Source organism: Vibrio sp. CB1-14 (assembly GCF_040412085.2).
GTDB classification, from domain to species: domain Bacteria; phylum Pseudomonadota; class Gammaproteobacteria; order Enterobacterales; family Vibrionaceae; genus Vibrio; species Vibrio chaetopteri.
The window spans coordinates 620,644-645,988 of the sequence record NZ_CP115920.1 but is presented as its reverse complement, the minus strand read 5'-3'; the positions used below and the strand labels follow the sequence as shown (position 1 = coordinate 645,988).

The 25,345-nt window shown below is 46.9% G+C and carries 21 protein-coding genes; 6 read left to right on the top strand and 15 right to left on the bottom strand.

Features of this window, described 5'->3' with window-relative positions; translation table 11 throughout:
* Positions 1 to 450 precede the first annotated feature (450 nt).
* The 3 genes from rpsI to zapE all read right to left on the bottom strand — a co-directional run bounded on the left by rpsI (position 451) and on the right by zapE (position 2,602).
* Complete coding sequence (rpsI, locus tag PG915_RS02955) at positions 451 to 843, bottom strand: 30S ribosomal protein S9 (RefSeq protein WP_042501109.1); 393 nt, start codon at positions 841 to 843, stop codon at positions 451 to 453.
* Between the two features lie 15 nt (positions 844 to 858).
* The gene (rplM, locus tag PG915_RS02950; protein WP_234494550.1) at positions 859 to 1,287 is read right to left on the bottom strand and encodes a 50S ribosomal protein L13; all 429 of its coding nucleotides are present in this window, start codon (positions 1,285 to 1,287) and stop codon (positions 859 to 861) included.
* A 211-nt stretch (positions 1,288 to 1,498) separates the two neighbouring features.
* Positions 1,499 to 2,602, bottom strand: a complete 1,104-nt coding sequence (gene zapE, locus PG915_RS02945; protein WP_353497797.1) for a cell division protein ZapE — start codon at positions 2,600 to 2,602, stop codon at positions 1,499 to 1,501.
* Positions 2,603 to 2,743: 141 nt separating this feature from the next.
* Here zapE and zapG point away from each other — a divergent pair, with 141 nt between their 5' ends.
* From zapG to degS, 3 genes are all read left to right on the top strand, one after another.
* Positions 2,744 to 3,205, top strand: coding sequence for a Z-ring associated protein ZapG (gene zapG / locus PG915_RS02940; protein WP_353497796.1), 462 nt, complete (start codon positions 2,744 to 2,746; stop codon positions 3,203 to 3,205).
* A gap of 118 nt (positions 3,206 to 3,323) precedes the next feature.
* Positions 3,324 to 4,691 (top strand): Do family serine endopeptidase, encoded by a 1,368-nt coding sequence (locus PG915_RS02935; RefSeq protein ID WP_353498653.1) that lies wholly within the window; start codon positions 3,324 to 3,326, stop codon positions 4,689 to 4,691.
* A gap of 231 nt (positions 4,692 to 4,922) precedes the next feature.
* Positions 4,923 to 5,987, top strand: coding sequence for an outer membrane-stress sensor serine endopeptidase DegS (gene degS / locus PG915_RS02930; protein ID WP_042501093.1), 1,065 nt, complete (start codon positions 4,923 to 4,925; stop codon positions 5,985 to 5,987).
* An 80-nt stretch (positions 5,988 to 6,067) separates the two neighbouring features.
* Here degS and parC read toward each other — a convergent pair whose 3' ends face one another.
* The 6 genes from parC to nudF all read right to left on the bottom strand — a co-directional run bounded on the left by parC (position 6,068) and on the right by nudF (position 12,987).
* Positions 6,068 to 8,344, bottom strand: coding sequence for a DNA topoisomerase IV subunit A (parC, locus tag PG915_RS02925; protein WP_353497795.1), 2,277 nt, complete (start codon positions 8,342 to 8,344; stop codon positions 6,068 to 6,070).
* Between the two features lie 2 nt (positions 8,345 to 8,346).
* Positions 8,347 to 10,227, bottom strand: a complete 1,881-nt coding sequence (parE, locus tag PG915_RS02920) for a DNA topoisomerase IV subunit B (protein ID WP_353497794.1) — start codon at positions 10,225 to 10,227, stop codon at positions 8,347 to 8,349.
* Between the two features lie 236 nt (positions 10,228 to 10,463).
* Positions 10,464 to 11,051 carry an esterase YqiA gene (yqiA, locus tag PG915_RS02915; protein ID WP_353497793.1) on the bottom strand — a complete coding sequence of 196 codons (588 nt, stop codon included), beginning with the start codon at positions 11,049 to 11,051 and terminating at the stop codon, positions 10,464 to 10,466.
* Positions 11,051 to 11,875, bottom strand: a complete 825-nt coding sequence (cpdA, locus tag PG915_RS02910; RefSeq protein ID WP_353497792.1) for a 3',5'-cyclic-AMP phosphodiesterase — start codon at positions 11,873 to 11,875, stop codon at positions 11,051 to 11,053. The genes yqiA and cpdA overlap by 1 nt, the downstream gene beginning before the upstream one ends.
* A gap of 30 nt (positions 11,876 to 11,905) precedes the next feature.
* Entirely contained in the window at positions 11,906 to 12,352 is a 447-nt protein-coding gene (locus tag PG915_RS02905; RefSeq protein WP_112459463.1) for a DUF1249 family protein, read from the bottom strand.
* Positions 12,353 to 12,363: 11 nt separating this feature from the next.
* Complete coding sequence (gene nudF, locus PG915_RS02900) at positions 12,364 to 12,987, bottom strand: ADP-ribose diphosphatase (RefSeq protein WP_353498652.1); 624 nt, start codon at positions 12,985 to 12,987, stop codon at positions 12,364 to 12,366.
* A 243-nt stretch (positions 12,988 to 13,230) separates the two neighbouring features.
* Between nudF and tolC the strand changes: the two genes are divergently transcribed.
* Positions 13,231 to 14,541, top strand: a complete 1,311-nt coding sequence (gene tolC, locus PG915_RS02895; protein ID WP_353498651.1) for an outer membrane channel protein TolC — start codon at positions 13,231 to 13,233, stop codon at positions 14,539 to 14,541.
* Between the two features lie 70 nt (positions 14,542 to 14,611).
* On the opposite strand, the gene hldE is transcribed toward tolC, so the two are convergent.
* From hldE to PG915_RS02870, 5 genes are all read right to left on the bottom strand, one after another.
* Positions 14,612 to 16,042, bottom strand: coding sequence for a bifunctional D-glycero-beta-D-manno-heptose-7-phosphate kinase/D-glycero-beta-D-manno-heptose 1-phosphate adenylyltransferase HldE (gene hldE / locus PG915_RS02890; RefSeq protein ID WP_353497791.1), 1,431 nt, complete (start codon positions 16,040 to 16,042; stop codon positions 14,612 to 14,614).
* A gap of 138 nt (positions 16,043 to 16,180) precedes the next feature.
* Complete coding sequence (glnE, locus tag PG915_RS02885; protein WP_353497790.1) at positions 16,181 to 19,036, bottom strand: bifunctional [glutamate--ammonia ligase]-adenylyl-L-tyrosine phosphorylase/[glutamate--ammonia-ligase] adenylyltransferase; 2,856 nt, start codon at positions 19,034 to 19,036, stop codon at positions 16,181 to 16,183.
* 99 nt (positions 19,037 to 19,135) lie between these two features.
* The gene (locus PG915_RS02880) at positions 19,136 to 19,906 is read right to left on the bottom strand and encodes an ABC transporter permease (protein ID WP_112459491.1); all 771 of its coding nucleotides are present in this window, start codon (positions 19,904 to 19,906) and stop codon (positions 19,136 to 19,138) included.
* A gap of 5 nt (positions 19,907 to 19,911) precedes the next feature.
* On the bottom strand, positions 19,912 to 20,832 hold the full coding sequence (locus tag PG915_RS02875) for an ABC transporter ATP-binding protein (RefSeq protein ID WP_353497789.1): 921 nt from the start codon (positions 20,830 to 20,832) through the stop codon (positions 19,912 to 19,914).
* Between the two features lie 180 nt (positions 20,833 to 21,012).
* Complete coding sequence (locus tag PG915_RS02870) at positions 21,013 to 22,659, bottom strand: SulP family inorganic anion transporter (protein WP_353497788.1); 1,647 nt, start codon at positions 22,657 to 22,659, stop codon at positions 21,013 to 21,015.
* A 233-nt stretch (positions 22,660 to 22,892) separates the two neighbouring features.
* On the opposite strand from PG915_RS02870, the gene can reads away from it, so the two are divergent.
* Entirely contained in the window at positions 22,893 to 23,543 is a 651-nt protein-coding gene (gene can, locus PG915_RS02865) for a carbonate dehydratase (protein WP_353497787.1), read from the top strand.
* Positions 23,544 to 23,600: 57 nt separating this feature from the next.
* On the opposite strand, the gene hpt is transcribed toward can, so the two are convergent.
* Positions 23,601 to 24,131: a hypoxanthine phosphoribosyltransferase gene (gene hpt, locus PG915_RS02860; RefSeq protein ID WP_353497786.1), complete on the bottom strand. Its 531-nt coding sequence runs from the start codon at positions 24,129 to 24,131 to the stop codon at positions 23,601 to 23,603.
* A 516-nt stretch (positions 24,132 to 24,647) separates the two neighbouring features.
* On the opposite strand from hpt, the gene PG915_RS02855 reads away from it, so the two are divergent.
* On the top strand, positions 24,648 to 25,274 hold the full coding sequence (locus PG915_RS02855) for a LuxR/HapR/OpaR family quorum-sensing transcriptional regulator (protein WP_353497785.1): 627 nt from the start codon (positions 24,648 to 24,650) through the stop codon (positions 25,272 to 25,274).
* Positions 25,275 to 25,345 lie beyond the last annotated feature (71 nt).

The window sequence follows — 25,345 nt, the reverse complement described above, 5'->3', positions numbered from 1 at the left end:
TTTGCTCCTTTGGGTCAATACTGAGCGAATCCAAGTTGCTCTTTTAGATGGAATAACCCATTGGGGAACCATTCCTTGGGCTATTTTCCTTCAAATTGAACGAGCCAATAGTACTAATTATTTTTGGCTACTTGAGTCTGCTCAGACATCGATTCCGACCAGTAGAGCATGGCTAACAAAATACGAATTTTAGTTGTATTTATTTGATAGCAAATGATAAAGAAAACCCTACTTTTTGACAAGATAAAGCTACCTTTTCGTAACATCTATAGCGGGAATTCGCTTGCTAGTTCACAAAAGGAGGGAAAAGGAGAGAGTGAAGATCAGAGTTTCTGAATTTAGTAGGGTTATTGGACGTATAAAACCAAAAAAGCCCAGCCGAAGCTGAGCTTTTTGAATCCACATTCCAACATATAGTTGGAAAGCATAATCTTCTCGGTAAGGAGAAAATTAACGCTTAGAGAACTGTGGACGACGACGTGCTTTACGTAGACCAACTTTCTTACGTTCAACGCAACGAGCGTCACGCGTAACATAGCCAGCTGCACGTAGAGCAGGACGTAGAGTCTCATCGTATTCCATTAGCGCGCGAGTGATACCGTGACGGATAGCACCTGCTTGACCAGAAATACCGCCACCTTTTACAGTAACGAATAGGTCTAGCTTCTCAGTTAGTTCAGTTAGCTCTAGAGGCTGACGAACTACCATGCAAGAAGTTTCGCGACCGAAGTATACTTCTAGTTCACGCTTGTTAACTACGATATTGCCAGTGCCTGGTTTGATGAAAACACGAGCAGCTGAGCTTTTGCGACGGCCAGTGCCGTAGTATTGATTCTCTGCCATTTTCGAAATCCCCGATTAGATGTCTAGTACTTGTGGTTGTTGAGCAACATGGTTGTGCTCAGCGCCAGCGTAAACCTTAAGCTTACGGTACATAGCACGGCCTAGAGGACCACGTGGTAGCATACCTTTAACCGCTAGCTCAAGAGCCATTTCAGGCTTACGATCGATCAGCTTTTCAAAAGTGATTGATTTTAGGCCGCCTGGGAACTCAGAGTGACGGTAGTAAACTTTGTTCTTAGCCTTGTTACCAGTTACAGTAACTTTCTCAGCGTTAACAACGATGATGTAATCACCAGTGTCAGTGTGCGGAGTGTATTCAGCTTTGTGTTTGCCACGTAGGCGAGATGCAATTTCACTTGCTAGACGGCCAAGAGTTTTACCTTCAGCGTCTACAACGTACCAGTCGCGTTTTACAGTTTCTGGTTTAGCAACGAAAGTTTTCATGCTAATAATAACCCGTTAATTTAATTTACACTTAAGGAGCTTTCGCTCCCACTGTCTAAGAGCCCATACATCACCCCTTCGAGTGTTGAAACTCTCGGCATCGTTCCTCAAAAAATTTGAAGAAACTCGCCTGCAGTAACGGTGGGTCGCAGGATTATAGAGAAGCTCGCGGAAAAAATCATCTATTTTTTGGACAAATTGGCCAAAAACATCAAGGGAGGTGCTCAGAAGCCAAATAGTCGTGACTTTGCATCTCGGTGAGTCGCGAAATACATCGCTTAAACTCAAACTCCAATTGACCGTGAGTGTACAACTCCTCTAAAGCGACTTCGGCTGAAATGATCAGCTTTACCCGTCTTTCATAAAATTCATCCACTAACGCGATAAAGCGCCTAGCGGCATCATCCAGTTTCGCATCCATCTGCTTCACATCAGCCAGCAGCACCGTGTGATAAATTTTAGACATCTCTATATAGTCGTTTTGACTACGCATGGTTTGACACAACTGTGCGAAACTTGCGAACAAGACATCGTCAGCGGCGGCAAACACGTCAACATCACGGTGATTAATCTCAATACTAGCGTCATGAACGCGATCGTCCATTACCAACTGATTGAAATAGCGCTCAAGATTTTGGTTAGCCGCCTCATCGAGTGGGAAATGGTAAATCTCTGCCTGCTCAAGCGTTCGAAGTCTATAATCAATACCGCTGTCGACATTTAGCACCACACACTGACTTTGAATCAGCGAAATGGCCGGCATAAATCGGGCACGCTGCAAGCCGTTGCGATACAAGTTTTCCGGAGGGATATTGGACGTTGCGACAAGAACAACCCCACGCTTAAACAGCTCTTGTAGCAAGGTCGCTAGAATCATCGCATCCGTAATATCAGAGACAAAAAACTCATCGAAGCAAATAATTTTAGCTTCGGATTCAAAGATGTCTGCGACTTTCTCTAACGGGTTTTCAACGTCTCCAAGTCGTTTTAGTTCATCATGTACGCGATACATGAAGCGGTGGAAGTGGACTCGCATTTTTCTCGATGTCGGCAAACTATCAAAAAATGCGTCCATCAAATAGGTTTTGCCTCGCCCTACTCCACCCCAGAAATACAGCCCCTTCGGAGGTATTGCTTGTTCTGGCTTCTTTCCTAGCAGCTTTTGCATCATTGAAAGCGGAGGCGCTTCAAATTTTAAATAGTCACTAAATTGATGGTGTAGTTTGTCTAAGGCTTCCACTGCAGTGCGTTGGGCAGGGTCTGCCTGGAAACCATTTGTTTCAATATCGTGTTCATATCTTTCTATGGGCGTCATGGATTACTCGCAACACTGATCCAAGGGCTAAAGAGCGCGTATTTTTGCTTTATTGGCTCGAACTCTCATAGTAACATGGCTATACGACGTGTGTAACCACTTGGTAACGCGCATGTTAATAATCATTATAAAGGAGCTGTTATGCCTTGGATCTATGCCATTGTCGGCTTGCTAGTTGGTGCTATTCTAGGAATTGTGATTTCCCGACTGACTACTCCACAATACAAAAAACAAAAGACGCTACAAAAAGACCTCGAATCCGCTAAATTTGCATTAGAACAGCAAAGACAAGAACTGTCGGATCATTTTGCGCAAACCGCAGAAATGCTCGACACGCTGGGCAAAGACTACACTAAGCTTTATCAACACATGGCTAAAACTTCAACTGAGCTAATGCCTAACCTTCCTGAGCAAGATAATCCATTTGTGAAGAAAATTGCTGAACACAACGTAGAAGTCATTGACGCTAACGATTCTACTGATCAGCCACCTAAAGATTATGTTAACGGTGCAACCGGTCTATTGAGAGAAGAGAAAAAAGAAGTGGTCGAAGCCCCTTCGGCCATCGCTCAAGAGCCCGTAACCACAGCCAAAGCTTCTTAATTAGAAACACCGGAATCGGCCAGCCATTAAATCAATCGCTGGCCGTTTTTATATTAAGGCTGAACTTTACTACAATCGTTGAGTCATAAACCTTACTGATCCTATGAGGAGTTTTATGATGAAAAAACCCGTACTTGTGTTAACTGTTCTTTCGTTAAGCCTAAGTGCAATCATCGCCCCACTACCTGCGACGGCCGCTCTACCACTGTCTGTTAACGGTGAACAACTACCAAGCCTTGCACCTATGTTAGAAAAGGTCACCCCAGCGGTGGTCAGCATCGCCGTAGAGGGGACACAAGTTTCTCGACAACAACTGCCAGACCAGTTTCGCTTTTTCTTTGGTCCTGACTTTCCTACAGAACAGCTTCAAGAGCGCCCATTCCGCGGGCTAGGCTCCGGTGTCGTCATTGATGCCGATAAAGGCTACATCGTGACGAACTATCACGTCATCAATGGCGCGGAAGAAATCCGCATCAAACTTGGTGATGGACGTGAGTTCGACGCTGAACTTGTTGGCGGTGATGAAATGTCGGACGTCGCCCTGCTAAAAGTGGATGGCGTTAAGAACCTTACAGAAATTAAAGTGGCTGATTCAGACGGGCTTCGTGTCGGTGACTTTACCGTCGCGATTGGTAACCCATTTGGTCTAGGACAAACTGTTACTTCCGGTATTGTATCCGCGCTAGGGCGAAGTGGCCTCAACATTGAAAACTTTGAAAACTTCATTCAGACCGATGCGGCTATTAACAGCGGTAACTCTGGTGGTGCCTTGGTAAACCTCAACGGTGAGCTTATTGGTATCAACACTGCCATCTTAGGACCAAATGGTGGCAACGTTGGTATTGGTTTCGCCATCCCATCGAACATGATGACCAACCTTACCGGTCAAATCATTGAGTTTGGTGAGGTGAAACGTGGCATGCTGGGCGTTCAAGGTGGCGAAGTCACCTCAGAGCTTGCAGAAGCACTCGGCTATGATTCAAGCAAAGGTGCGTTTGTTAGCCAAGTCGTACCTGATAGTGCAGCAGACAAAGCAGGGCTGGAAGCTGGCGATATCATCGTCTCGGTAAATGGTAAGAAAATCTCCACCTTTAGCGAACTACGTGCCAAAGTCGCCACTCTCGGGGCGGGCAAAACGGTCACGCTTGGCGTGGTTCGTGATGGCAAAGAAAAGTCTTTCGAAGCGACGCTGAAAGAGTCCACACAATCAGCAACTAAAGCGGACAAGCTTCATGAAGGACTCACTGGAGCAGAGTTTGCCAACACGACCAGCAGTGATGCCATTGAAGGGGTCAAGGTGACATCGGTTGCAGAAGGCTCTCCTGCCGCTCAATACGAGCTGCAAAAAGATGACATCATCATCGGCGTGAACCGTACTCGAGTGAAAAACGTCGCACAGCTGCGTAAGCTGCTTGAGAAAAAACCTGGTGTATTAGCACTGAACATTCAGCGCGGAGACAGAACCATCTACCTAGTCGTTCGATAATCACGACTCAACTTGGTTAATTTTGTGTCATAGAGCAGCCCTGTTGAGGCTGCTCTTTTATTCTCAGCGGTATAAATGATATCCTTTCGAACTCTGCTGTACGTCTTTTACTTTTTTGGTTGATTTCAAAAAATTATCTCGTTTTGCGAGTTAGTTAATACTAACTTAACAAGGTGACCGTTTGCTAAGTCTGACATTGCGGCTATATTTTCGATTCAACTCGAGGGAAAAATGCTGAACTTTTTAATCCGCTCTGTATCTATGGGTCTTATTACGGCGCTCTTAGTGCTACTAGCGGTACCTTCCCTCAGACAAAACGTCATACCGAATAATATCGTCTCGCAACCTGAATACGATCAATCTCAGCAAGTCTCATTTAATCAAGCAGTACGCAAGGCGGCGCCTGCAGTCGTCAATATTTACAGTCGTCAGTATAAAGAGAGCGATCGCACCACACTGTCAACACAAGGTCTAGGCTCAGGCGTAATCGTCAGTGATAAAGGCTACATCATTACCAATTATCACGTCGTCGCCAATGCTGACCAGATCATTGTCGCACTGCAAGATGGGCGCGTTGCTGCTGCCCAGCTTGTTGGTAAAGATCAGCGCACCGACATTGCGGTACTGCGCATTGAAGGGGGGAACCTCCCTGTAATCCCACTCAATCCAAACTACTCACCAAAAGTTGGCGATGTGGTACTGGCGATTGGTAATCCATACAACTTAGGACAGACCACCACCTTCGGCATCATCTCTGCCACTGGACGCTCATCCATTAGCGCTGGCGGTATTCAAGCCTTCATCCAAACCGACGCAGCTATCAACCAAGGTAACTCAGGGGGTGCATTGGTAAATACGCTTGGTGAGCTTGTTGGTATTAACACCGCCTCATTCCAGCAAGCAACTGATTTAGAAACCTACGGTATTTCATTTGCTATTCCTTATCAGTTGGCGAGTAAAATCATGGAAAAAATCATCGCTGATGGACGCGTTATCCGCGGCTATATTGGCATTGATGGCCAAGATATTAACTCCGTCACTGCTCGCCTACTCGGCAATGAACACATTGGTGGCATCATAGTGCTAGGGCTTGATCCTGAAGGGCCGGCTGCCAAAGCCGGTATTGAAGTGCAAGACATCGTCCTAATGATTGACGGCAATAAACTGAATGGCCGTCAAGGCGTTTTGGATTTAGTTACCGACCTGAGACCCGGCACTACGGTTGACGTGAAACTGCTGCGGGACGGCAAGGAGCTTATCTTACCGGTCACTGTGGGTGAAGACAGCCGAGACTAGCGCATCGCTAGACTTAGTACTTTATAGCAGATATAAAAAAACCTCCGACAGTGTCGGAGGTTTTTTGTTTTATTCGCTTACTATTCTTCGATAGCAGCTTCTGGTGCGTTACCAGTATCTACCTCAATACGAGTCACACGCTGAAGACCTCTTGGTAGTAGCCCGCCACGACGCCCACGCTCACCACGGAAGTTATCCAGATCACTCGCTTTCAGTCCAAGCTTGCGCTTACCCGCATAAAGGGTAATGGATACACCTTGTGGCAATGCCATCAAGTGAGAGACAAACTCCTCACGCGCTTTAGCCTTAGCCGATGGAATGTTGATGATCTTGTTCCCTTTACCTTTGCCTAACTGCGGCAAATCTTTAATCGGGAACAGTAGCATACGGCCTTGGTTGGTGATCGCTAAGATTTCGTCTGACTCAAGATCGCCAACCGTTGCTGGCGTCATCACTTCAGAAGCTTGTGGCAGAGTCACCAACGCTTTACCGCTGCGGTTCTTCGATAGCAGATCACTACCTTTACACACAAAGCCATAACCCGCATCTGAGCCAATCAACCATAGCTGATCTTCTTCACCCATCACGACTTGGCGCACTGTTGAGCCAGCACTGATGTTGAGTCGACCTGTAATTGGTTCACCTTGGCTACGAGCCGATGGCAACGAGTGTGACTCCAACGAGTAACTGCGCCCATCACTGCCAAGGAATACCGCTGGCTGACTACTCTTACCTTTAGCGGAGGCTAAGAATTTATCGCCCGCTTTGTAGTTGAGCCCGCTCGCATCCACATCGTGGCCTTTCGCGTGACGGATCCAACCTTTCTCCGAAAGCACAACAGTGATTGGTTCGCTTGGTACCAAGTCACGCTCGGTCATCGCTTTCGCTTCTGCACGCTCAACGATTGGAGAGCGGCGATCGTCACCGTATTTCTCAGCGTCAGCTTGGATTTCTTTCTTCAATAGCGTGTTCATACGACGCTCAGAGCCAAGTAGCTTTTCAAGCTTCTCACGCTCTTTCTCAAGCTCGCCTTGTTCACCGCGGATCTTCATTTCTTCTAGCTTCGCAAGGTGGCGAAGTTTGGTGTCCAGAATCGCATCCGCTTGAATATCCGTAATCCCGAAGCGCGCCATCAGTACGGCTTTTGGTTCGTCCTCAGTACGGATAATCTCAATCACTTCATCAAGGTTGAGGTACGCAACCAACAAACCTTCAAGGATGTGCAAACGAGCAAGGATCTTGTCTAGACGATACTGAAGACGCTTGCGCACTGTCTCACGGCGATACTCAATCCACTCTGTTAAGATCTGTATCAGACCTTTCACTTGTGGACGGTTATCGAGACCAATCATGTTGAGGTTCACACGGAAGTTCTTCTCAAGATCGGTCGATGCGAACAAATGATTCATAAGCTGGTCGCAATCAATGCGGTTTGAGCGCGGCACCACAACGATACGCGTTGGGTTTTCGTGATCAGACTCATCACGAAGATCGTCTACCATAGGCAGCTTCTTCGCTCGCATCTGGTTTGCAATCTGCTCCAAAAGCTTAGCGCCAGAAACCTGATGTGGCAGCGCAGTGATCACAATCTCCGAGCCCTCTTTGTGCCACACTGCACGCATCTTCACGCTACCACGACCCGTACGATAGATTTTCTCTAGGTCGGCTTGCGGTGAAATGATTTCAGCTTCAGTCGGGTAATCCGGCCCTTTAACAAACTCCATCACCTCAGCAAGCTCAGATTTTGGCTTATCAATAAGATGAATTGTCGCGTCGGCAATCTCACGCATATTATGCGGTGGGATATCAGTAGCCATACCAACTGCGATACCCGTAATGCCATTAAGCAAGATATGGGGCAATCGTGCCGGTAAGATCTTCGGCTCTTTCATCGTGCCGTCAAAGTTTGGCTGCCACTCAACCGTGCCTTGGCCAACTTCACCCAGCAAAACTTCAGCAAACTTAGACAGCTTGGCTTCGGTATAACGCATTGCCGCGAACGATTTAGGATCATCTGGGGCACCCCAGTTACCTTGACCGTCCACCAATGGGTAGCGATATGAGAATGGCTGAGCCATCAATACCATGGCTTCATAACACGCAGAGTCGCCGTGTGGGTGATATTTACCCAACACATCACCAACGGTACGTGCAGATTTTTTGTATTTCGCCGATGCGGACAGACCCAGCTCAGACATCGCATAGATAATGCGGCGTTGCACGGGTTTTAATCCATCACCGATGTAAGGCAATGCACGATCCATAATCACGTACATTGAGTAATTCAGATAGGCGTCTTCAGTGAACTTTCGCAGAGGCAGCTGTTCTACACCATCAAAAGACATTTCAGTCGACATTGTTATACCTCAGCCATGTCACCGTTGTTTTGTAGCCAGCTACGACGATCGTCAGCACGCTTTTTACCAAGCAGCATATCCATCATCTCATTGGTGGCTTCGTCATCATCAATGGTCAACTGCACCAAGCGACGGGTATTTGGATCCATCGTGGTTTCACGCAGCTGCAATGGGTTCATCTCACCCAGACCTTTAAATCGTTGGACGTTGATCTTCGCTTTTTTCTTGCTCAGACGTTCAAGCACGCCATCTTTTTCATCGTCATCAAGGGCGTAGAACACCTCTTTACCACAATCGATACGATACAGTGGTGGCATTGCGACATAGACGTGCCCGGCGGCAACCAATGAACGGAAGTGTTTAGTAAAGAGTGCACATAGAAGCGTCGCAATGTGCAGACCATCCGAGTCCGCATCGGCAAGGATACAGACTTTACCGTAGCGAAGACCATCAAGGTTTTCGGTATCTGGGTCAATACCCAAAGCCACGGAGATGTCGTGTACTTCTTGCGACGCCAAAACTTGGTCTGCCGATACTTCCCATGTATTGAGGATTTTACCACGCAATGGCATCACTGCTTGGAACTCACGATCGCGTGCCTGCTTGGCACTGCCACCCGCCGAGTCACCCTCCACGAAGAAAATTTCGGTGCGGTTAAGATCTTGTTGTGAACAATCCGTCAGCTTACCCGGTAGTGCAGGACCAGAAGCTACCTTCTTACGCACCACTTTTTTACTGGCACGCATACGACGATGCGCGTTGGCAATACAGACTTCTGCCAATTGCTCAGCAAGCTGAGGCTTTTCATTTAGCCATAGGCTAAACGCATCTTTGACCACGCCAGAAACAAACGCAGCACACTGACGAGAAGAGAGGCGCTCTTTAGTTTGTCCTGCAAACTGCGGATCTTGCATCTTAATAGACAGTACGTATGAGCATCGCTCAAATACGTCATCACCGGTTAGCTTAACGCCACGAGGAAGCAAATTACGGAACTCACAGAACTCGCGCATCGCATCCAGTAAGCCTTGACGCAGACCATTAACGTGCGTACCGCCTTGAGCTGTTGGGATCAAGTTAACATAGCTTTCGGTGATCATCTCACCGCCTTCTGGCTGCCAGATCACAGCCCAGGTTGCCGCTTCAGTCTCTGCGGTAAATTCGCCGGTAAATGGTGCTTCAGGTAGGACTGCGTAACCTTTTACGCCTTCCGCTAGATAGTCTTTTAGACCATCTTCGTAGTACCAGTTATAGTCTTTGCCATTTACCTTATCGGTAAAGGTAATTTCCAGACCCGGACACAACACCGCTTTCGCACGCAGGTTGTTCACCAGACGAGTGACCGAGAAGTTCGCCGAGTCAAAATAGCTCACATCAGGCCAGAAATGAACGCTGGTACCGCGATTACGGCGACCACAAGTGCCAGTGACTGTCAGCTCCTGAACTTTATTACCGTGCTCAAAGGCCATTTCATACACTTGGCCGTCGCGACGCACTGCCACTTCAACGCGTTTCGAAAGTGCGTTAACCACGGAGATACCAACCCCGTGCAAACCGCCGGAGAATTGATAGTTTTTGTTCGAGAACTTGCCACCCGCGTGGAGCTTACAGAAAATAAGCTCAACACCTGAAATCTTCTCTTCAGGGTGGATATCGACGGGCATACCACGACCATCATCAATCACTTCTAGCGATTGGTCGGCATGCAGAATGACTTGTACCTTAGAGGCATGTCCGGCTAGCGCTTCATCGACACTGTTATCGATAACTTCTTGGCCCAAATGGTTTGGGCGCGCTGTATCCGTATACATCCCTGGTCGGCGACGTACTGGCTCAAGACCATTGAGAACCTCAATGGCTCCAGCATTATATTGTTCTGTCATAATACGGAAATTTTACTCAAATAATGATTGATACTTAGCAGCAAAAATAGAGATTGCGACTTAAAGTCGCTGGCCCGTTTGTTCAGTCGTGCATCGTTGACTAGTGCACCACTGCGGGCTACGCGTAAGTACAGACACATCATAGTCTGGCCCAATGCAGGTGTTGTCAAGTTTCACGCAGAAGTTGGAGGGAAAATTATGACTGTCTCCTCAAGGGGAGACGAAAAAAGCGACGATTACAGGCCTAAGAAGCGGATAATCTGTTCAGGGAATCGTTCAAAACCGACAAAGCTATGATCGCCATTTTCCTCGACAGTTTGCATGCATTGGCGATACTTGTCGACTGCCTGGCGATAATCTAGAACTTCATCGCCCTCTTGCTGCAACAGCCAAAAATCATCAGGTGATTGAATGGTCTCGACATCGAGTGCTTTTAGATCATCAATGTGTTTCGCTTCCAACGTGTAACGTTCGTTAGTATATGGGTTTTGCTGTTCACCGAGGAAGTCGAGCAATAACTCGTAAGGTTTAACCGCTGGGTTTATCAATACGGCTTTAAAGCCATAATGATGATTGAGCCAGGTTGACAAGTATCCCCCCAGTGAGCTCCCAACCAGTGCTATCTGGTAGTCCGCTTGGTATTGCGTCACGATCTGCTCAAGGTAACGGGCAGCCTGCTCTGGAAAGCACGGCATTTGCGGTACGACAACTTTGATATCGGGTCTCGCCTGCTGACAATACGCCAACATGGCTTGCGCCTTAAACGACTTGGGTGAGCTGTTAAAGCCGTGGATATAAAGAAGCAGTGGACGCTTTACGCTCATTAGTAACCTTCCGCGTTAAAGTCAGGACGAAATGCGCCATGCGGCAGCCTTTTTACCGTTGTTTTTACCTCTCCATCAGCACAAAGCTCTAACTCGCGCCAACCTGGTGAGCAAGTATCAAGCGCAAACTCATTAGAGTTTGGTTTAAACTGCACACACGTTGATGGTGTTGCAAGCACGCGAACATCATTGCGAATGTGATCCAACTCTTGATGGATATGGCCACACAATACAGCGCGTACATTGTTGTGCTTTTCAACTACCTGCCAAAACTCGTGCGCATCTTTGAGCGAGTGTTGGTCAAGCCATGCACTATTCACCAGCATCGGGTGGTGATGCAATAGCACTAATGTATGTCTGTCGCTGTGCTCGGTCAGTTTACGATCTAAAAAGTCCAACTGACTGTCACTGAGCCTACCGTGAGGCACACCAACCACTTGCGAATCAAGCAACAATACTTGCCAATGCTCACCGAGCAATGCGTAAGTCACATCTTGAATAAGCGGTGCGCTCACGACACTGTTCATGCACGGCTTATAGTCATGGTTGCCAGGCAGCCAATAACAAGGCAAGCCTAACGGTTCGATACCATCGACAAATTTTTGATACGACGCTTCGGTATGATCCTGAGAAATATCGCCCGTCGCAAGCAAGGCATCAAACGGTATGCCTTGCTGCATAACTTCCGCTACGACGGCGTGAAAACTATCTTGGGTATTAACACTCAGTAAGCAACCATCATCAGGCGCAAACAGATGCGTGTCCGTTAATTGCAGCAACCTAACGCTACTTAACTGAGATTCATCACTGGGTGTTGTGTTCAAAATATTAAAAACCTGAAATTATAATTCTTGTTAGCTGCGATACATGATCGGAGCTCGACTAATGCCATTTTTTAAACAGAACGTCAGCCAATCACTTAAAAACTGATTAAACTGAAATTTTTCGTCCTTTTGATGCATTTTTGCGTTGGGGTAATCGTACCTTGCTTGGACGCGAGACGCGTTTTCACAATCACTTACCTCTGCCACTTTTGCATCGTGATAGAGCCTAACGGTCATTTTAGGCAATGGGAAAACAGGAAGCTCATCATCTTGGAAAATTTCAACCAATGTTGTGTACTTCGTCACTTCTCGCACTTCTAACTGGTAAGTCAGTGAGCCCGCTTGATAACAGCGTACATCCCCAACTTCTGGCTGTGTCGGGATCAAGCGATTGAGCTTAGCGTAGTTGGTTTCATAGACACGCATTAACTCAGCAAGATCAACATGATACGTATTAGTATCGACAACGCGAGCCATAAAAATTCCCTCTACCATTGCTGCTTGAGCTTTTGGTAATTCAGTTGTAGCCATTGTAAGGCGATAATGGAGGCGCCATTTTCAATCTCGCCACTCTCCACCATTTGGTATGCACGTTCGCGAGATACCACGCTTACGCGAATATCTTCACCTTCACTTTCCAGACCATGTACGCCAGACGCTTGCGTCGCATCAACATAGCCAACAAACACGGAAATACGCTCATTACAGCCACCTGAAGATGGGTAATAGCGCGTGATCGGCACCAATTGCTTTACATCAACGCCCGCTTCTTCCACTGCTTCACGGCAAACCAGCTCTTCGATACTCTCTTGCTTATCGACAATGCCGGCAACAATTTCTATTTGCCACGGATTAGGATGCTCGAGAGCGCCAACACGGATTTGTTCAATAAGCACGACTTGGTCAGTAATCGGATCATAAGGCAGCATAGCGGCTGCATCACCACGAACAAACATTTCTCGGTCAATTAATGCACTCCAGCCCCCTTCAAAGCGTTTATGCTTGAAGCGAAACTGAACCATTTCAAAAAAACCTTTAAATACGGTTTGTTTTGACACAACCTCTACGTCTTGCGACGTATACTGTTCGTTTGGCTGTAATCCGTCTTTCATCATCGACCTCTGGCTTCCGTGAACCTTATAGTTTACTCAAGGAATAGAGCGACTACCAAGGACACGGCTCAATTTTTCACGTAAAAATTCAAAATTAATTTGATTCTGGTTAATTATTTGTCTCAACTTTTGGTGAGCTTGCGTAAAAAAGTGCAAAGTTTCGAGTGAATTACGGCCAATTTAAGTTAAACTGTGAATCATACCTTTATTAGTATTAGGCAGGATTAGGACAAATGAAAAAAACTGCTTCCACTCTTTATTACAGCTGCATTAGGAAGCGTAAGTGCAGCGGCATGGGCCGACTCCCTAACCGAGATCTACGATCAAGCAAAGCAAAACGATCCTCAGTTGCTGCGTGCAGCGGCTCAGCGTGATCGTGCATTTGAAGCGATCAATTCTGCTCGTGCAACACTTCTACCACAAATCAACTTGACCGCTGGGTATGACTTTACTCGTGCGGACTACACAGGTGGAGACAGTGATAACCTAACAGCTGGCGTTGGCTTTTCTCAAGAGCTGTACAACCGTACAAGTTGGATCACGCTAGACACGGCTGAGAAAACAGCACGTCAAGCGGACTCTCAATATGCAGCGGCGCAACAATCCCTAATCCTTCGTACCGCGCAAGCATACTTTGAAGTGCTGCGTTCTAAAGATGCTCTTGAATCGGTTCGCGCCAACAAGGCAGCAGTAGCTCGCCAGCTAGAGCAGACTAAACAGCGTTTTGAAGTAGGTCTATCAGCAATTACTGACGTACACGATGCGCAAGCTCAGTATGACCGCGTACTTGCCGATGAAGTGGTTGCAGAAAACAACCTACTGAACCAATACGAAGCACTACGTGAAATCACAGGTCAAGAGCACAACAATATCGATGTCCTTGATACGGATCGTTTCGCAGCGGCTCGCCCAGAGCAAAACGTTACCTTCTTCCTAGAAGAAGCACAGTCGAAGAACTTGGATTTACTCTCAGCACGTATCGGTCAAGATATTGCGAAAGACAACATCACGTTAGCAAGCTCTGGTCATTTACCTAAGCTTACACTTGATGGTGGTTACGGTTATGACAATGAGCGTAACTCAAGCAACACTCGTGTTTTAGGCGGAAATGATACAACAAATGTGTTCAACGCCGGTATCAACCTGTCTGTGCCGCTATATACAGGTGGTAACATTACCTCGCAAACCCGCCAGGCAGAGTTTGCGTACGTTGAGTCAAGCGAACAGCTAGAGCAAACTTACCGCTCGGTAGTTCGTAATGTTCGTGCGAATAACAACAACATCAACTCTTCCATCGGTGCAATCCGTGCATTTGAGCAGACAGTAATTTCTGCTGAATCGGCACTGGAAGCAACCAAAGCAGGTTTTGATGTGGGTACGCGTACTATCGTTGACGTACTAGAAGCAACTCAGGCGCTGTACGATGCAGAAAGCAACCTGTCTGATGCTCGTTACGACTACATTGTGAGTGTTCTAAACCTACGTCAATCAGTTGGCACCTTGAGTGAGCAAGATATCATTGATATCAATGCTGGCCTTAAGAAAGCGAACTAACTCATAGTTAGTAATACCAAAAAGGGACGCCTCGGCGTCCCTTTTGCTTAGCTTGGTATAAAGGATTAAATTAGCCTCTGCCACCTTTAATCGCTTCAATGATTTCTGTGGTTGAGCAGCCATCCTCGAAGTTAAGCACCTTCACTTCACCGCCCGCAGCAATCACTTCCTTACCACCAGCAATCTCTTCTGGTTTGTAATCGCCGCCTTTCACTAAAAGTGTAGGCAATACTTCAGAGATCAAACGACGTGGCGTCTCTTCCGAAAACGGAACCACCCAATCCACAGCACCGAGACCAGCAAGTACTGCCATACGGCGATCGGTTGGATTCACCGGGCGACCAGGGCCTTTCAGTTCACGCACAGATTCATCAGTATTCACCGCAACAATCAAGCGATCGCCAAGCTCTGCTGCGTGGTTCAGATAAGAAACATGGCCAGCGTGTAAGATATCAAAGCAGCCATTGGTCATGACTACTTTCTCGCCTTTCGCGCGCGCTTTAGCAACCGCTTCGATAAGTGCTTGCTCACTAATCACGCCATAGTCGGTATCTTGACTACCGTGAATAGCTTCCGCAAGCTCAATAGTTGAAAGCGTTGACGTACCCAGTTTACCCACAACCACACCTGCCGCTGCGTTAGCAAGTGCACACGCTTCATCCAGCGGTTTACCTGCTGCAACCGATGCCGCCAATACTGATATTACCGTATCGCCTGCACCTGTTACGTCATAGACTTCTTTAGCCTGGGTCGGTAGATGGAATGGCTCTTGGCCACGGCGCAGTAAGGTCATACCGTGCTCGCTTCGCGTCACCAATAGCGCCTCAAAGTCGAACTGTTCGATAAGTGCATTACCTTTTTCAATCAACTCTTGTTCGTTTTTCACCTTGCCGACAACATGCTCAAACTCTGTCATGTTTGGTGTCAGCAACGTTGCGCCGCGATAGCGTTCAAAATCCGCACCTTTCGGATCAATAAATACTGGAACGCCGGCTGCTTTAGCTTTTTGAATATAGCGCTGAACGTGTTCTAGTGCGCCTTTGGCATAATCCGATAAGATCACGGCGCGAACATCAGGTAACGCTTGTTCCATTTTCGCCAGTACCAACTCTGGATCCGTGTTCTCAAATTTGTCTTCGAAATCAAGACGGATAAGCTGTTGACCACGGCTCAATACACGCAATTTGGTGATGGTTGGGTAGTCTGGCAAAGCAACAAAGTCACATTTCACTTTCAGTGAAGTCAAAGTCTCGGTAAGCACTTTCGCTGGTTCATCCATACCCACTAAACCAATAGTGTGAGCATGACCACCAAGAGAAGCGATGTTCATAGCCACGTTCGCAGCACCGCCCGGACGCTCTTCGTTGTTTTCTACTTTCACTACAGGTACTGGCGCTTCTGGTGAGATACGCCCTGTTGGGCCATACCAATAGCGATCAAGCATCACATCGCCAACAATTAATACGCCAGAGTCGCTGTAATTCGGTAGGATGGGTTTCATTTCTGTACTCCACATAGTGACAAAGAAGATGCCATAGCATCTTCTTATCATAATTTACTTTGGCTTTATCTCAGTAAGCCTTTGATGGGATAGTAGCACAACTCATCGATGCACTACTAAAACAAGCCATGCTTTTCGCTAGCGGGTTCCAAGCCAGGCATTCCATGCTTCGACCACAATGGCTTTTTCCGGTTCAAACTTTTCTTCGGCCACATCCGCATCCAAATTGAGAAGGTTACGGTGATGGATCTCATCACGTAATGTGGTGTAAGCACAAGTCAGTGCCATCGCCTGCCCTTCTGCCATCACCCCTTGTGCCATCATCGACTCAAAGATACGCACATTATCAGACCAACGCGTCAGTTTCGGTTTGTCATGGCTGTATTGCAGCACCAAGTACTGAGCCAAAAACTCAATATCAGTGATACCACCAGGATCTTGCTTAAGCATAAAGCGCCCCGCTTTCTTACCGCCCAAATGGTCACGCATTTTCTCACGCATATCGACCACTTGCTCGATCAGAGCACCCTTATCGCGAGACTTACACAAAATATTGTGGCGAGTAGCACCAAACGCTTGCTCCAATTGCGCGTCCCCATAAATCATTCGTGCTCGTACTAATGCCTGATGCTCCCAAGTCCAAGCATCGTTGTGCTGATAGTCATCAAACGCATCAGTTGGACTTACCAGTAGCCCTGACGCACCAGATGGGCGCAGTCTAGTATCTACTTCATACAGGATGCCCGATGCGGTGCGTGTCGAGAAGATATGTATGATGCGCTGCGCTAAACGCAGGTAGAACTGACGACCATCAATCTCTTTCTTACCGTCGGTATACACACTCACAGGGCAGTCATGCATAAATACGATATCCAAGTCTGAATTATAGCCAAGCTCCCAGCCGCCAACTTTGCCATAGCCAATAACAGCAAACCCTTTGCTGCCACGGTCTTTTAGATGCGTTGGTTCACCATACTTGGCTGCCATTTGCTGCCAAGCTTGGTTAATACCCGCCTCGACAATCGCCTCAGCTAGGTAAGTTAAGTGATCGCTTACCTTCATCACTGGCAGTACGCCCGCAATATCGGCAGCGGCAATTCGAAGGATACAGGTTTGTTTAAACTGCCTTAGCGCCTCCATCTGCTGCTCCATATCCTCTTCAGGGATACGAGCTAGGTAGTCACGCAGTTCAGTTTTATAGGACTCCAAAGGCACTGGGTTATAAAGATGAGCAGGATCGAGAAGCTCATCTAAAAGAATTGGATAGCGCCCCAACTGCTCTGAAATCATCGGACTAGCGGTACACAATCGTACAAGCTGAGTCAGTGCTGCTGGGTGCTCATCGAGCAGCTCCAGGTATGTCGTACGAGTGACTATTCGATGCAGAACATGCAACACGCGCGGTAAACCGAACTCAGCGTCTTTGTGGCTATAAATGGCGCTAAAGACTTTTGGCATCAATCGGTTGAGCACCTCACGTCCTCTTGGACCTAAGGTCTTTTTAGCCAGATCGGCTTTGAACTGCTGAATAGTCGCACACTTGTCGTGTGCATTTTCCACATTGAGGTCATGCTGCAAAATGTGTTCGATTACTTCTGCACGGCCAACCATGTCCCATAGTTCATGAAAGTGCTTGGCGATTGGATTAGCGTCTTCGTCTTCCTCATCTTCACCAATCAGATTAGCAAACACATTATGGATGTTGAGCATATGCTGCTCAGTGGCGCTCAGCATACTCTGCCAGTCGTCAAAGCCCATAGCAAAGGCAAGCCTACGCTGTTCGGGCTCGTTGTCTGGCAGAGTTTGAGTCTGTTTATCAGCCATCGCTTGCAGAAGGTTTTCTTGACGGCGCAAGAAACAATATCCGTCTCTTAGTTGATCGACTTCGCCTAGCTCAAGCAGCTTCAACGTTTCAATGGCGTCCAATGTCTCCAGCAAGCCTCGGCCACGAAGACTTGGCTCACGGCCACCGCGGATCAACTGAAACACCTGAGCAATAAACTCGACCTCTCGAATGCCACCGGCTCCGAGTTTGATGTTGTTGCCTAAGCCACGACGTCTTACCTCGCTGCTGATCATCGACTTCATTCGACGCAAAGATTGGATGGCGCTAAAGTCGATGTAACGACGGAACACAAAGGGGCGCAGCATCTGTCTAAGCTCCTGGTATTCAGGGTACATCTCACGCCCCATCACCCGAGCTTTCACCATGGCGTAACGCTCCCAGTCACGCCCCTGCTCTTGATAATAATCTTCCAGTGCTGCGTAACTCATTACCAAAGGGCCACTTTCCCCAAATGGTCTTAGACGCATATCTACGCGATAACAGAAGCCATCAAAAGTTTGCTGATCAAGCGCCTTTATGATGCGCTGACCGAGGCGAGTGAAGAACTGGGCATTGGCGATCGAGCGGCGAGCACCTTGAGTTTCACCATTTTCTGGATAGGTAAAGATAAGGTCGATGTCGGAGGAGAAGTTAAGCTCGCCACCGCCAAGCTTACCCATACCGATGATCAGCATTGGCTGCGCTTCGCCTTCAGCATTGCACGGCGTGCCCCACTCCTTACAACAAACTTGGTATTGCCATTGGTAAGTCTCAACAATCATCGCTTCAGCAAGCATCGACAAATGACTTAGGCTCTCTTCCAGCGTCCAGTCATTGAGGAAATCTCGCCAAGCGATATACACCATTTCCCGATTTCGGAAGCGGCGCAACACACGGTGACCATCGACTTCTTGTTCACATACAGCCAGTAAAGCCGCCAAGCGTTCTCGATACGCCTGCTCGCGGCTTGATTCAGCGAGCATCACTGGCAGTTGTTCAAACAGCGTTTGATCTTGTTGCAGCGCTTCAGTGACAAACTTGCTCATTGCCGTCACTTGTTGAAGCTGAGTTAGTCTCTCTTGAGACCACTGGGAGAAATCGGAATAGGTGTCTTTGAGTTGCGCTAACGCCTTATCAGCGTCTTGTTGTAATTCGGGAGGCAGTTGCATTTGTCGTCCTTGTCTCGACTCATAACAAAAGTGGTGACCGAGGCCACCACTTGTTTCATTCGCTTGTCGCTGTGATCATTTGGAACTTGCTAAAAAGCCTTAGCTTCTCAAGCCAATTCCCTTGGTCACTAAATGATGGGCTACACCATAAAGTACCACGATAAACGCTAAGAGTACGCCAAAAGATGTCACAATCCCTACATCCGACACACCCAAAAATCCGTAGCGGAACGCGTTGACCATGTAGACTATAGGATTGATTTTCGACACGCCCTGCCAAAAATCAGGCAGCAAGCTTATGGAATAGAATACGCCGCCAAGGTAAGTCAGAGGGGTCAGCACAAACGTTGGAATAATAGAGATATCATCGAATGTCTTTGCAAACACGGCGTTGATAAGACCGCCCAGTGAAAATACTACCGAGGTTAAAAATACCGTCGCAATAATGATGCCCCAGTGCTCTACACGCAGATCGACAAACAGCAGCGATACAATCGTCACTATGGTACCTACGAGTAACCCACGCACTACGCCGCCCATCACAAAGCCTGCAATGATGATGTAGTTTGGCACCGGTGCGACGAGCAACTCCTCAATATTGCGCTGAAACTTAGCGCTGAAGAATGACGATGCCACGTTAGAGTAAGAGTTAGTAATTACCGACATCATGATAAGACCCGGCACAATGTACTCCATGTAACTAAAGCCGTTCATCTCGCCGATGCGTGAGCCGATAAGGCTGCCAAAGATAATAAAGTACAGCGTCATGGTGATCGCTGGCGGTACCAAAGTTTGCACCCAAATACGTGTGAAGCGATTGATCTCTTTGGTCAGTAAGCTCTTAAAAGCCGTCCAATACAAACCATACATGTTCATTATTTTGCCTCCGTTTGTTCACGAACAATGGAGACAAACAGCTCTTCAAGTCGGTTCGCTTTGTTTCTCATTGATAATACTTTAATGCCAGAAGCCGATAGCTGACTGAAGATATGGTTAAGCCCCTGAGTCTTCTCAATTTCAATCTCTAAAGAGCCATTAACCAGATGCTGTGCATTCACACCCTCAAGCTCAGGGATATCTGCATCACCTTCGATATCAAGAATGAAGGTCTCGACATGCAGTTTATTCAGCAGCGCTTTCATCGACGTGTTCTCAATCAGCTCACCGCGCTGAATAATACCGATGTTACGACACAGCAGCTCCGCTTCTTCAAGGTAGTGAGTCGTCAAAATAATAGTAATACCTTGACGATTGATCTCTTTAAGAAAATCCCACATGGAGCGGCGCAGTTCAATATCCACCCCTGCGGTTGGTTCATCCAAGATCAGCAGTTTAGGCTCATGCATTAAGGCGCGAGCAATCATCAGACGACGTTTCATCCCACCCGACAAATGACGAGCACGCTCGCTGCGTTTTTCCCACAAATCAAGCTGAGATAGGTACTTCTGTGCTCTTTGTTTAGCGACATCTTTCGGTACACCGTAGTAACCCGCTTGCTGGAGGACAATTTGCTCCACCGTTTCAAACTGGTTGAAGTTGAACTCTTGCGGCACTAAACCTAGTTGCTGCTTCGCGAGCTCTAGCTCTTTATCGATATCATGACCAAACACGCTCACTTTGCCTGAGGTTTTGTTAACCAATGAAGTGATAATGCCGATGGTGGTCGACTTCCCCGCTCCGTTAGGCCCAAGCAATGCGTAGAAGTCACCTTGCTCAACGGTCAGGCTCACACCTTTAAGCGCTTCAAAGCCACCGGCGTATGTTTTTTTTAGCTGTTCTATTTCTAATGCGACCATAGCTTGTTTCCAAAATCTGCCTTGATAGAAACTGGAATATTTCCATCAATATCGAAAAGTTATCTGATGGTACTACACATGATGATTGCTGCACCAGTTTTCAAGTCAATTAGCAAAAATGAATATAAAAAAGCGAGTGTGGATAAATCCGCACTCGCTTTTCGGTAAAGTTATCGGTCTCTATGCCGTAGCCACATGTGCCGCCTCTAAAGCCGCCTCACGTTCAATGAAGATATTGTCATCCGGCACCAAATCAACAACGTGGAATTTATCAAGTTGTTGACGGATCTTATCGTGTGGGCAGAGTAAGTAGACATGACAGTGAGCATCTTGTGCATCTTTAATCGCATTTTCCAATGCCAACCCGACCGTTACGTCGATCATAGGAACATCAGTCAAATCGAGGATCATTGCTTGGTAATCAGCAATGCTCGAGTGCTGCCTAGAAATCGCTTTCGATACACTGAAGATCATCGGTCCCGACAAATAGAAAAACAGTACTTTGCCTTGCGACTTGTCGAGCAGTGCTTTTTCCGCATCCGTTAATGGTACATCGTCATCATCGGCATCACTGATGGCTTTTACCTGCCTTGCTTGCTCACGGCTCAAACGCTCGATAATAATAATGTTTGAGATAAACACCCCAAGTCCGACCGCGACAATCAAGTCGACAAACACCGTCAGAAGCATCACACCATACATGATGGCCATACCCGGGATACTGACTTTATGAGCTCGTTGAATGAAGCTCCAATCCAAAATATTGAAACCGACGTACACTGCGATACCTGCCAGTACCGCCATTGGGATCGGTTCTGTTAAACCACTGGCGACCAATACCACCAGCATGAGTACCAAAGCGCGAACCACGCCAGAAAGAGGTGAACGAGCTCCAACTTGAATGTTGGTTACTGTCCCCATGGTCGCACCTGCACCTGGTAGTGCGCCAAATAAACCCGCCAGTAAATTAGCAAGCCCTTGACCACGCAGCTCTTTGTCTGAATCGTGCTCTTTACGAGTCAATGAGTCACCGATAACCGCGGTAAGCAGTGTATCGATACAGCCCAGCGTGCCTAAAACTAGAGCATCAATCACCATCTCTGTGAACATTTCTGCATTGAAATGCGGCATCACCAGTGAAGGTAGACCTGCTGGAATTTCACCAATGCGGCGAATGGATTCATTGTCAAACAGCAGTACCGACAGCAGCGTCACAGCCACCAGTGCAACAAGCTGCGGCGGCACGTGTTGACGATACTTCTTAGGTAAAAGAAACAAAATTGCGAGTGTTAACACGCCTAAAAACAGCTCCGCTACATCTATGTTCGCCAACATATCTGGCAACGCTGTTAAGGTACCAATCACTCCACCAGATGGTGCGGCTTGCCCAAGCAGTGGCGCTAACTGGAGTATGATAAGAATAACGCCAATCCCTGACATGAAGCCCGACACCACACTGTATGGCATTAAGGTGACGTATTTCCCCAGCTTTAATGTACCAAGCAATATCTGAAATACACCCGCCATCATGACGACGGTAAAGGTCATCGCCAGACCAGTTTCTGGGTATTTGGCCATCATACTGGTTAACACGGCCGTCATGATGACGGTCATCGGGCCGGTCGGCTCAGAGATCAAAGTGGATGAACCGCCGAATAGCGCGGCGAACAAGCCAACCATGATCGCACCCCATAAACCCGCTTCCGCGCCTGCTCCAGAGGCAACACCAAATGCGAGCGCAAGTGGCAAAGAGATAATCGCGGTGGTCACACCACCAAACAGATCTCCTTTTAGGTTAATATCTTCAAAACGACGTCCTAACTTCATTACTATCCCTGAAAAATAACCAAAAAATTGATTCAGGTTAACAAATGTGACGATGAGTTAATATTTATTAAATACTGCTCATTCGACATAAGTTATGACAGTTTGTCACGCAATCGTTAAATATCTGATTTTACGTGCAAGAACACGTCAGATGAGTGAATTTGTGACACTTTTTAACGAGATTCAATTTGTAACATTGTGTATAGTGTGGCGAATCATTGAAGGGAAGTACCATGCCGGAAATCAAACAACTTTTTGACAACAACTCAAAATGGTCGCAAGAGATCACCTCTCAGCGCCCTGAGTATTTCGCTAAGCTTGAAGAGGGACAAAGCCCGGGCTTTCTTTGGATCGGTTGTTCCGATAGCCGAGTCCCAGCAGAGCGACTCACAGGCCTCTATTCAGGTGAGCTTTTTGTTCATCGAAACGTGGCTAACCAAGTCATTCATACCGACCTGAACTGCTTGTCCGTGGTGCAATACGCGGTTGACGTTCTCAAAGTGAAGCACATTATTGTATGTGGCCACTACGGCTGCGGTGGTGTAAATGCGGCTATCGACAATCCTCAACTAGGTCTTATCAATAACTGGCTTCTGCATATTCGCGATTTGTACCTCAAGCACCGTAAGTTCTTAAATGATTTACCGCGTGAGACGTGGGGTGACAAGCTATGCGAGATCAACGTTGCTGAACAGGTTTATAACCTTGGCAACTCAACGATTCTGCAAAATGCGTGGGAAAGAGGCCAAGACGTAGAAGTGCATGGTGTGGTTTATGGTATTGGTGATGGCAAACTTGAAGATTTAGGTGTTCGTTGCTCAAGCCGTGAAACATTGGAAGCAAACTACCAAACGGCAATGCAGACAATCCTCGGCGCTGAGTAATAAGCCCACACAGAATCAAAAAAAGCCCACTAGTGGGCTTTTTTATTACTCGAGAGATTACTCTTGAGGCACTACCTTGCCAATATATGGCAGGTGACGATATTTCTGAGCGTAATCGATACCCACGCCCACAACAAACTCGTCTGGGATCTCAAAACCAATCCACTTTACATCAACGTCAACTTCACGGCGAGAAGGCTTATCCAGTAAAGTACAAATCTCGATAGACTTAGGCTCGCGCAGCGACAAAATCTCTTTCACTTTGTTTAGCGTGTTACCTGTATCAATAATGTCTTCTACTAGCAGTACGTCTTTACCTTTAATGTCATCATCAAGATCTTTAAGAATGCGCACATCGCGAGAGCTTTTCATCGTGTTGCCGTAGCTAGAAGCGGTCATGAAGTCCACGCAGTGGGTCAAATCAATCGCACGAGCCAAATCCGCCATAAACACAAATGAGCCACGAAGCAGACCGACCATCACTAGATCTTCGCTGCCTTGGTAATGTTCGGTGATGGCTTTGCCTAACACTTGTACGCGCTCATGAACTTCTTGCTCAGAGATCATGACTTCTACAGTATGTTTCATATCTATCTCGATGTTGGTATATGGGTAGAACAAACGCAGCCATGACCGCGCACCTTGATAGAGTATAAAACATCAAGATAAAGTCGCTCGCCTAGGCATGCCTGTCAATTTGCGCGCAATAGTATCACTTTATACCATCCGATAAAAACCCGCAGCACGCTCATAGTCCTTGGTAACAACTACAATAACCGCCCCACTGTTAACGACTTCTGTTGAAATATTTTATTAATTTCACAACAAAATGTGATACGCAGATAAATTACTCTTAATTATGATAATTATCAGTGTATGACTATTGACCATTAACATATGCACCATTACACTTATTTGGAATTAGAAAAATAGGAGCAGTTAATTTCCATTTTGGAAATAACCCTACAAAGACTGGTATAACGTCATCGGTCAAAGGGTTTATGTGGTTTTCCGTCATGTGAAATGGCTGACTCATAATAAACGAGGAATAAGGCGACTAATAAAAAGTCACCACCTCGACAATCGTTGGCAAGGAAAAACAATATGGACTCTATAGTAAAAAGACCTAGGACTCGTCTGTCTCCACAAAAGCGTAAACTACAGCTTATGGAGATAGCGCTTGAAGTATTTGCAAAGCGTGGCATTGGACGCGGGGGACACGCCGATATCGCTGAAATCGCACAGGTCTCGGTGGCAACAGTATTCAACTATTTCCCAACTCGTGAAGACTTGGTGGATGAAGTACTCAATCACGTCGTATGCCAGTACTCAAACTTTCTATCTAACACGATTGATCTTGATGTGAACATCAAAGACAACTTGGCGAACATCCTAGATGGTGTGGTCGACATGGTGGTCGAAGATTGTCACTGGAGTAAAGTCTGGTTTGAGTGGAGCACATCGACACGTGATGAAGTTTGGCCGCTGTTTGTTAGCTCAAACAAAACCAGCCAAGCTTTGATTGAAAACATGTTCATTAAAGCCATTGAACGCGGTGAAGTGTGCCCACACCACAATCCAAAACACTTAACTAGCCTATTCCATGGTCTTTGCTACTCACTATTTGTAGAAGCAATGCGCACTAACGATAGCGATATCGTAAAATCACTCACTGATTGCTATATGGACATGGTGTGTATTTACAACAACGGTGAAGCGCACGCATCTTAGTTTGCTCATCGCGACTAGAACCTCGCTAGCTACTTGCCTCGCGCAAATAGAAGTGACAATTCAAAGCGATA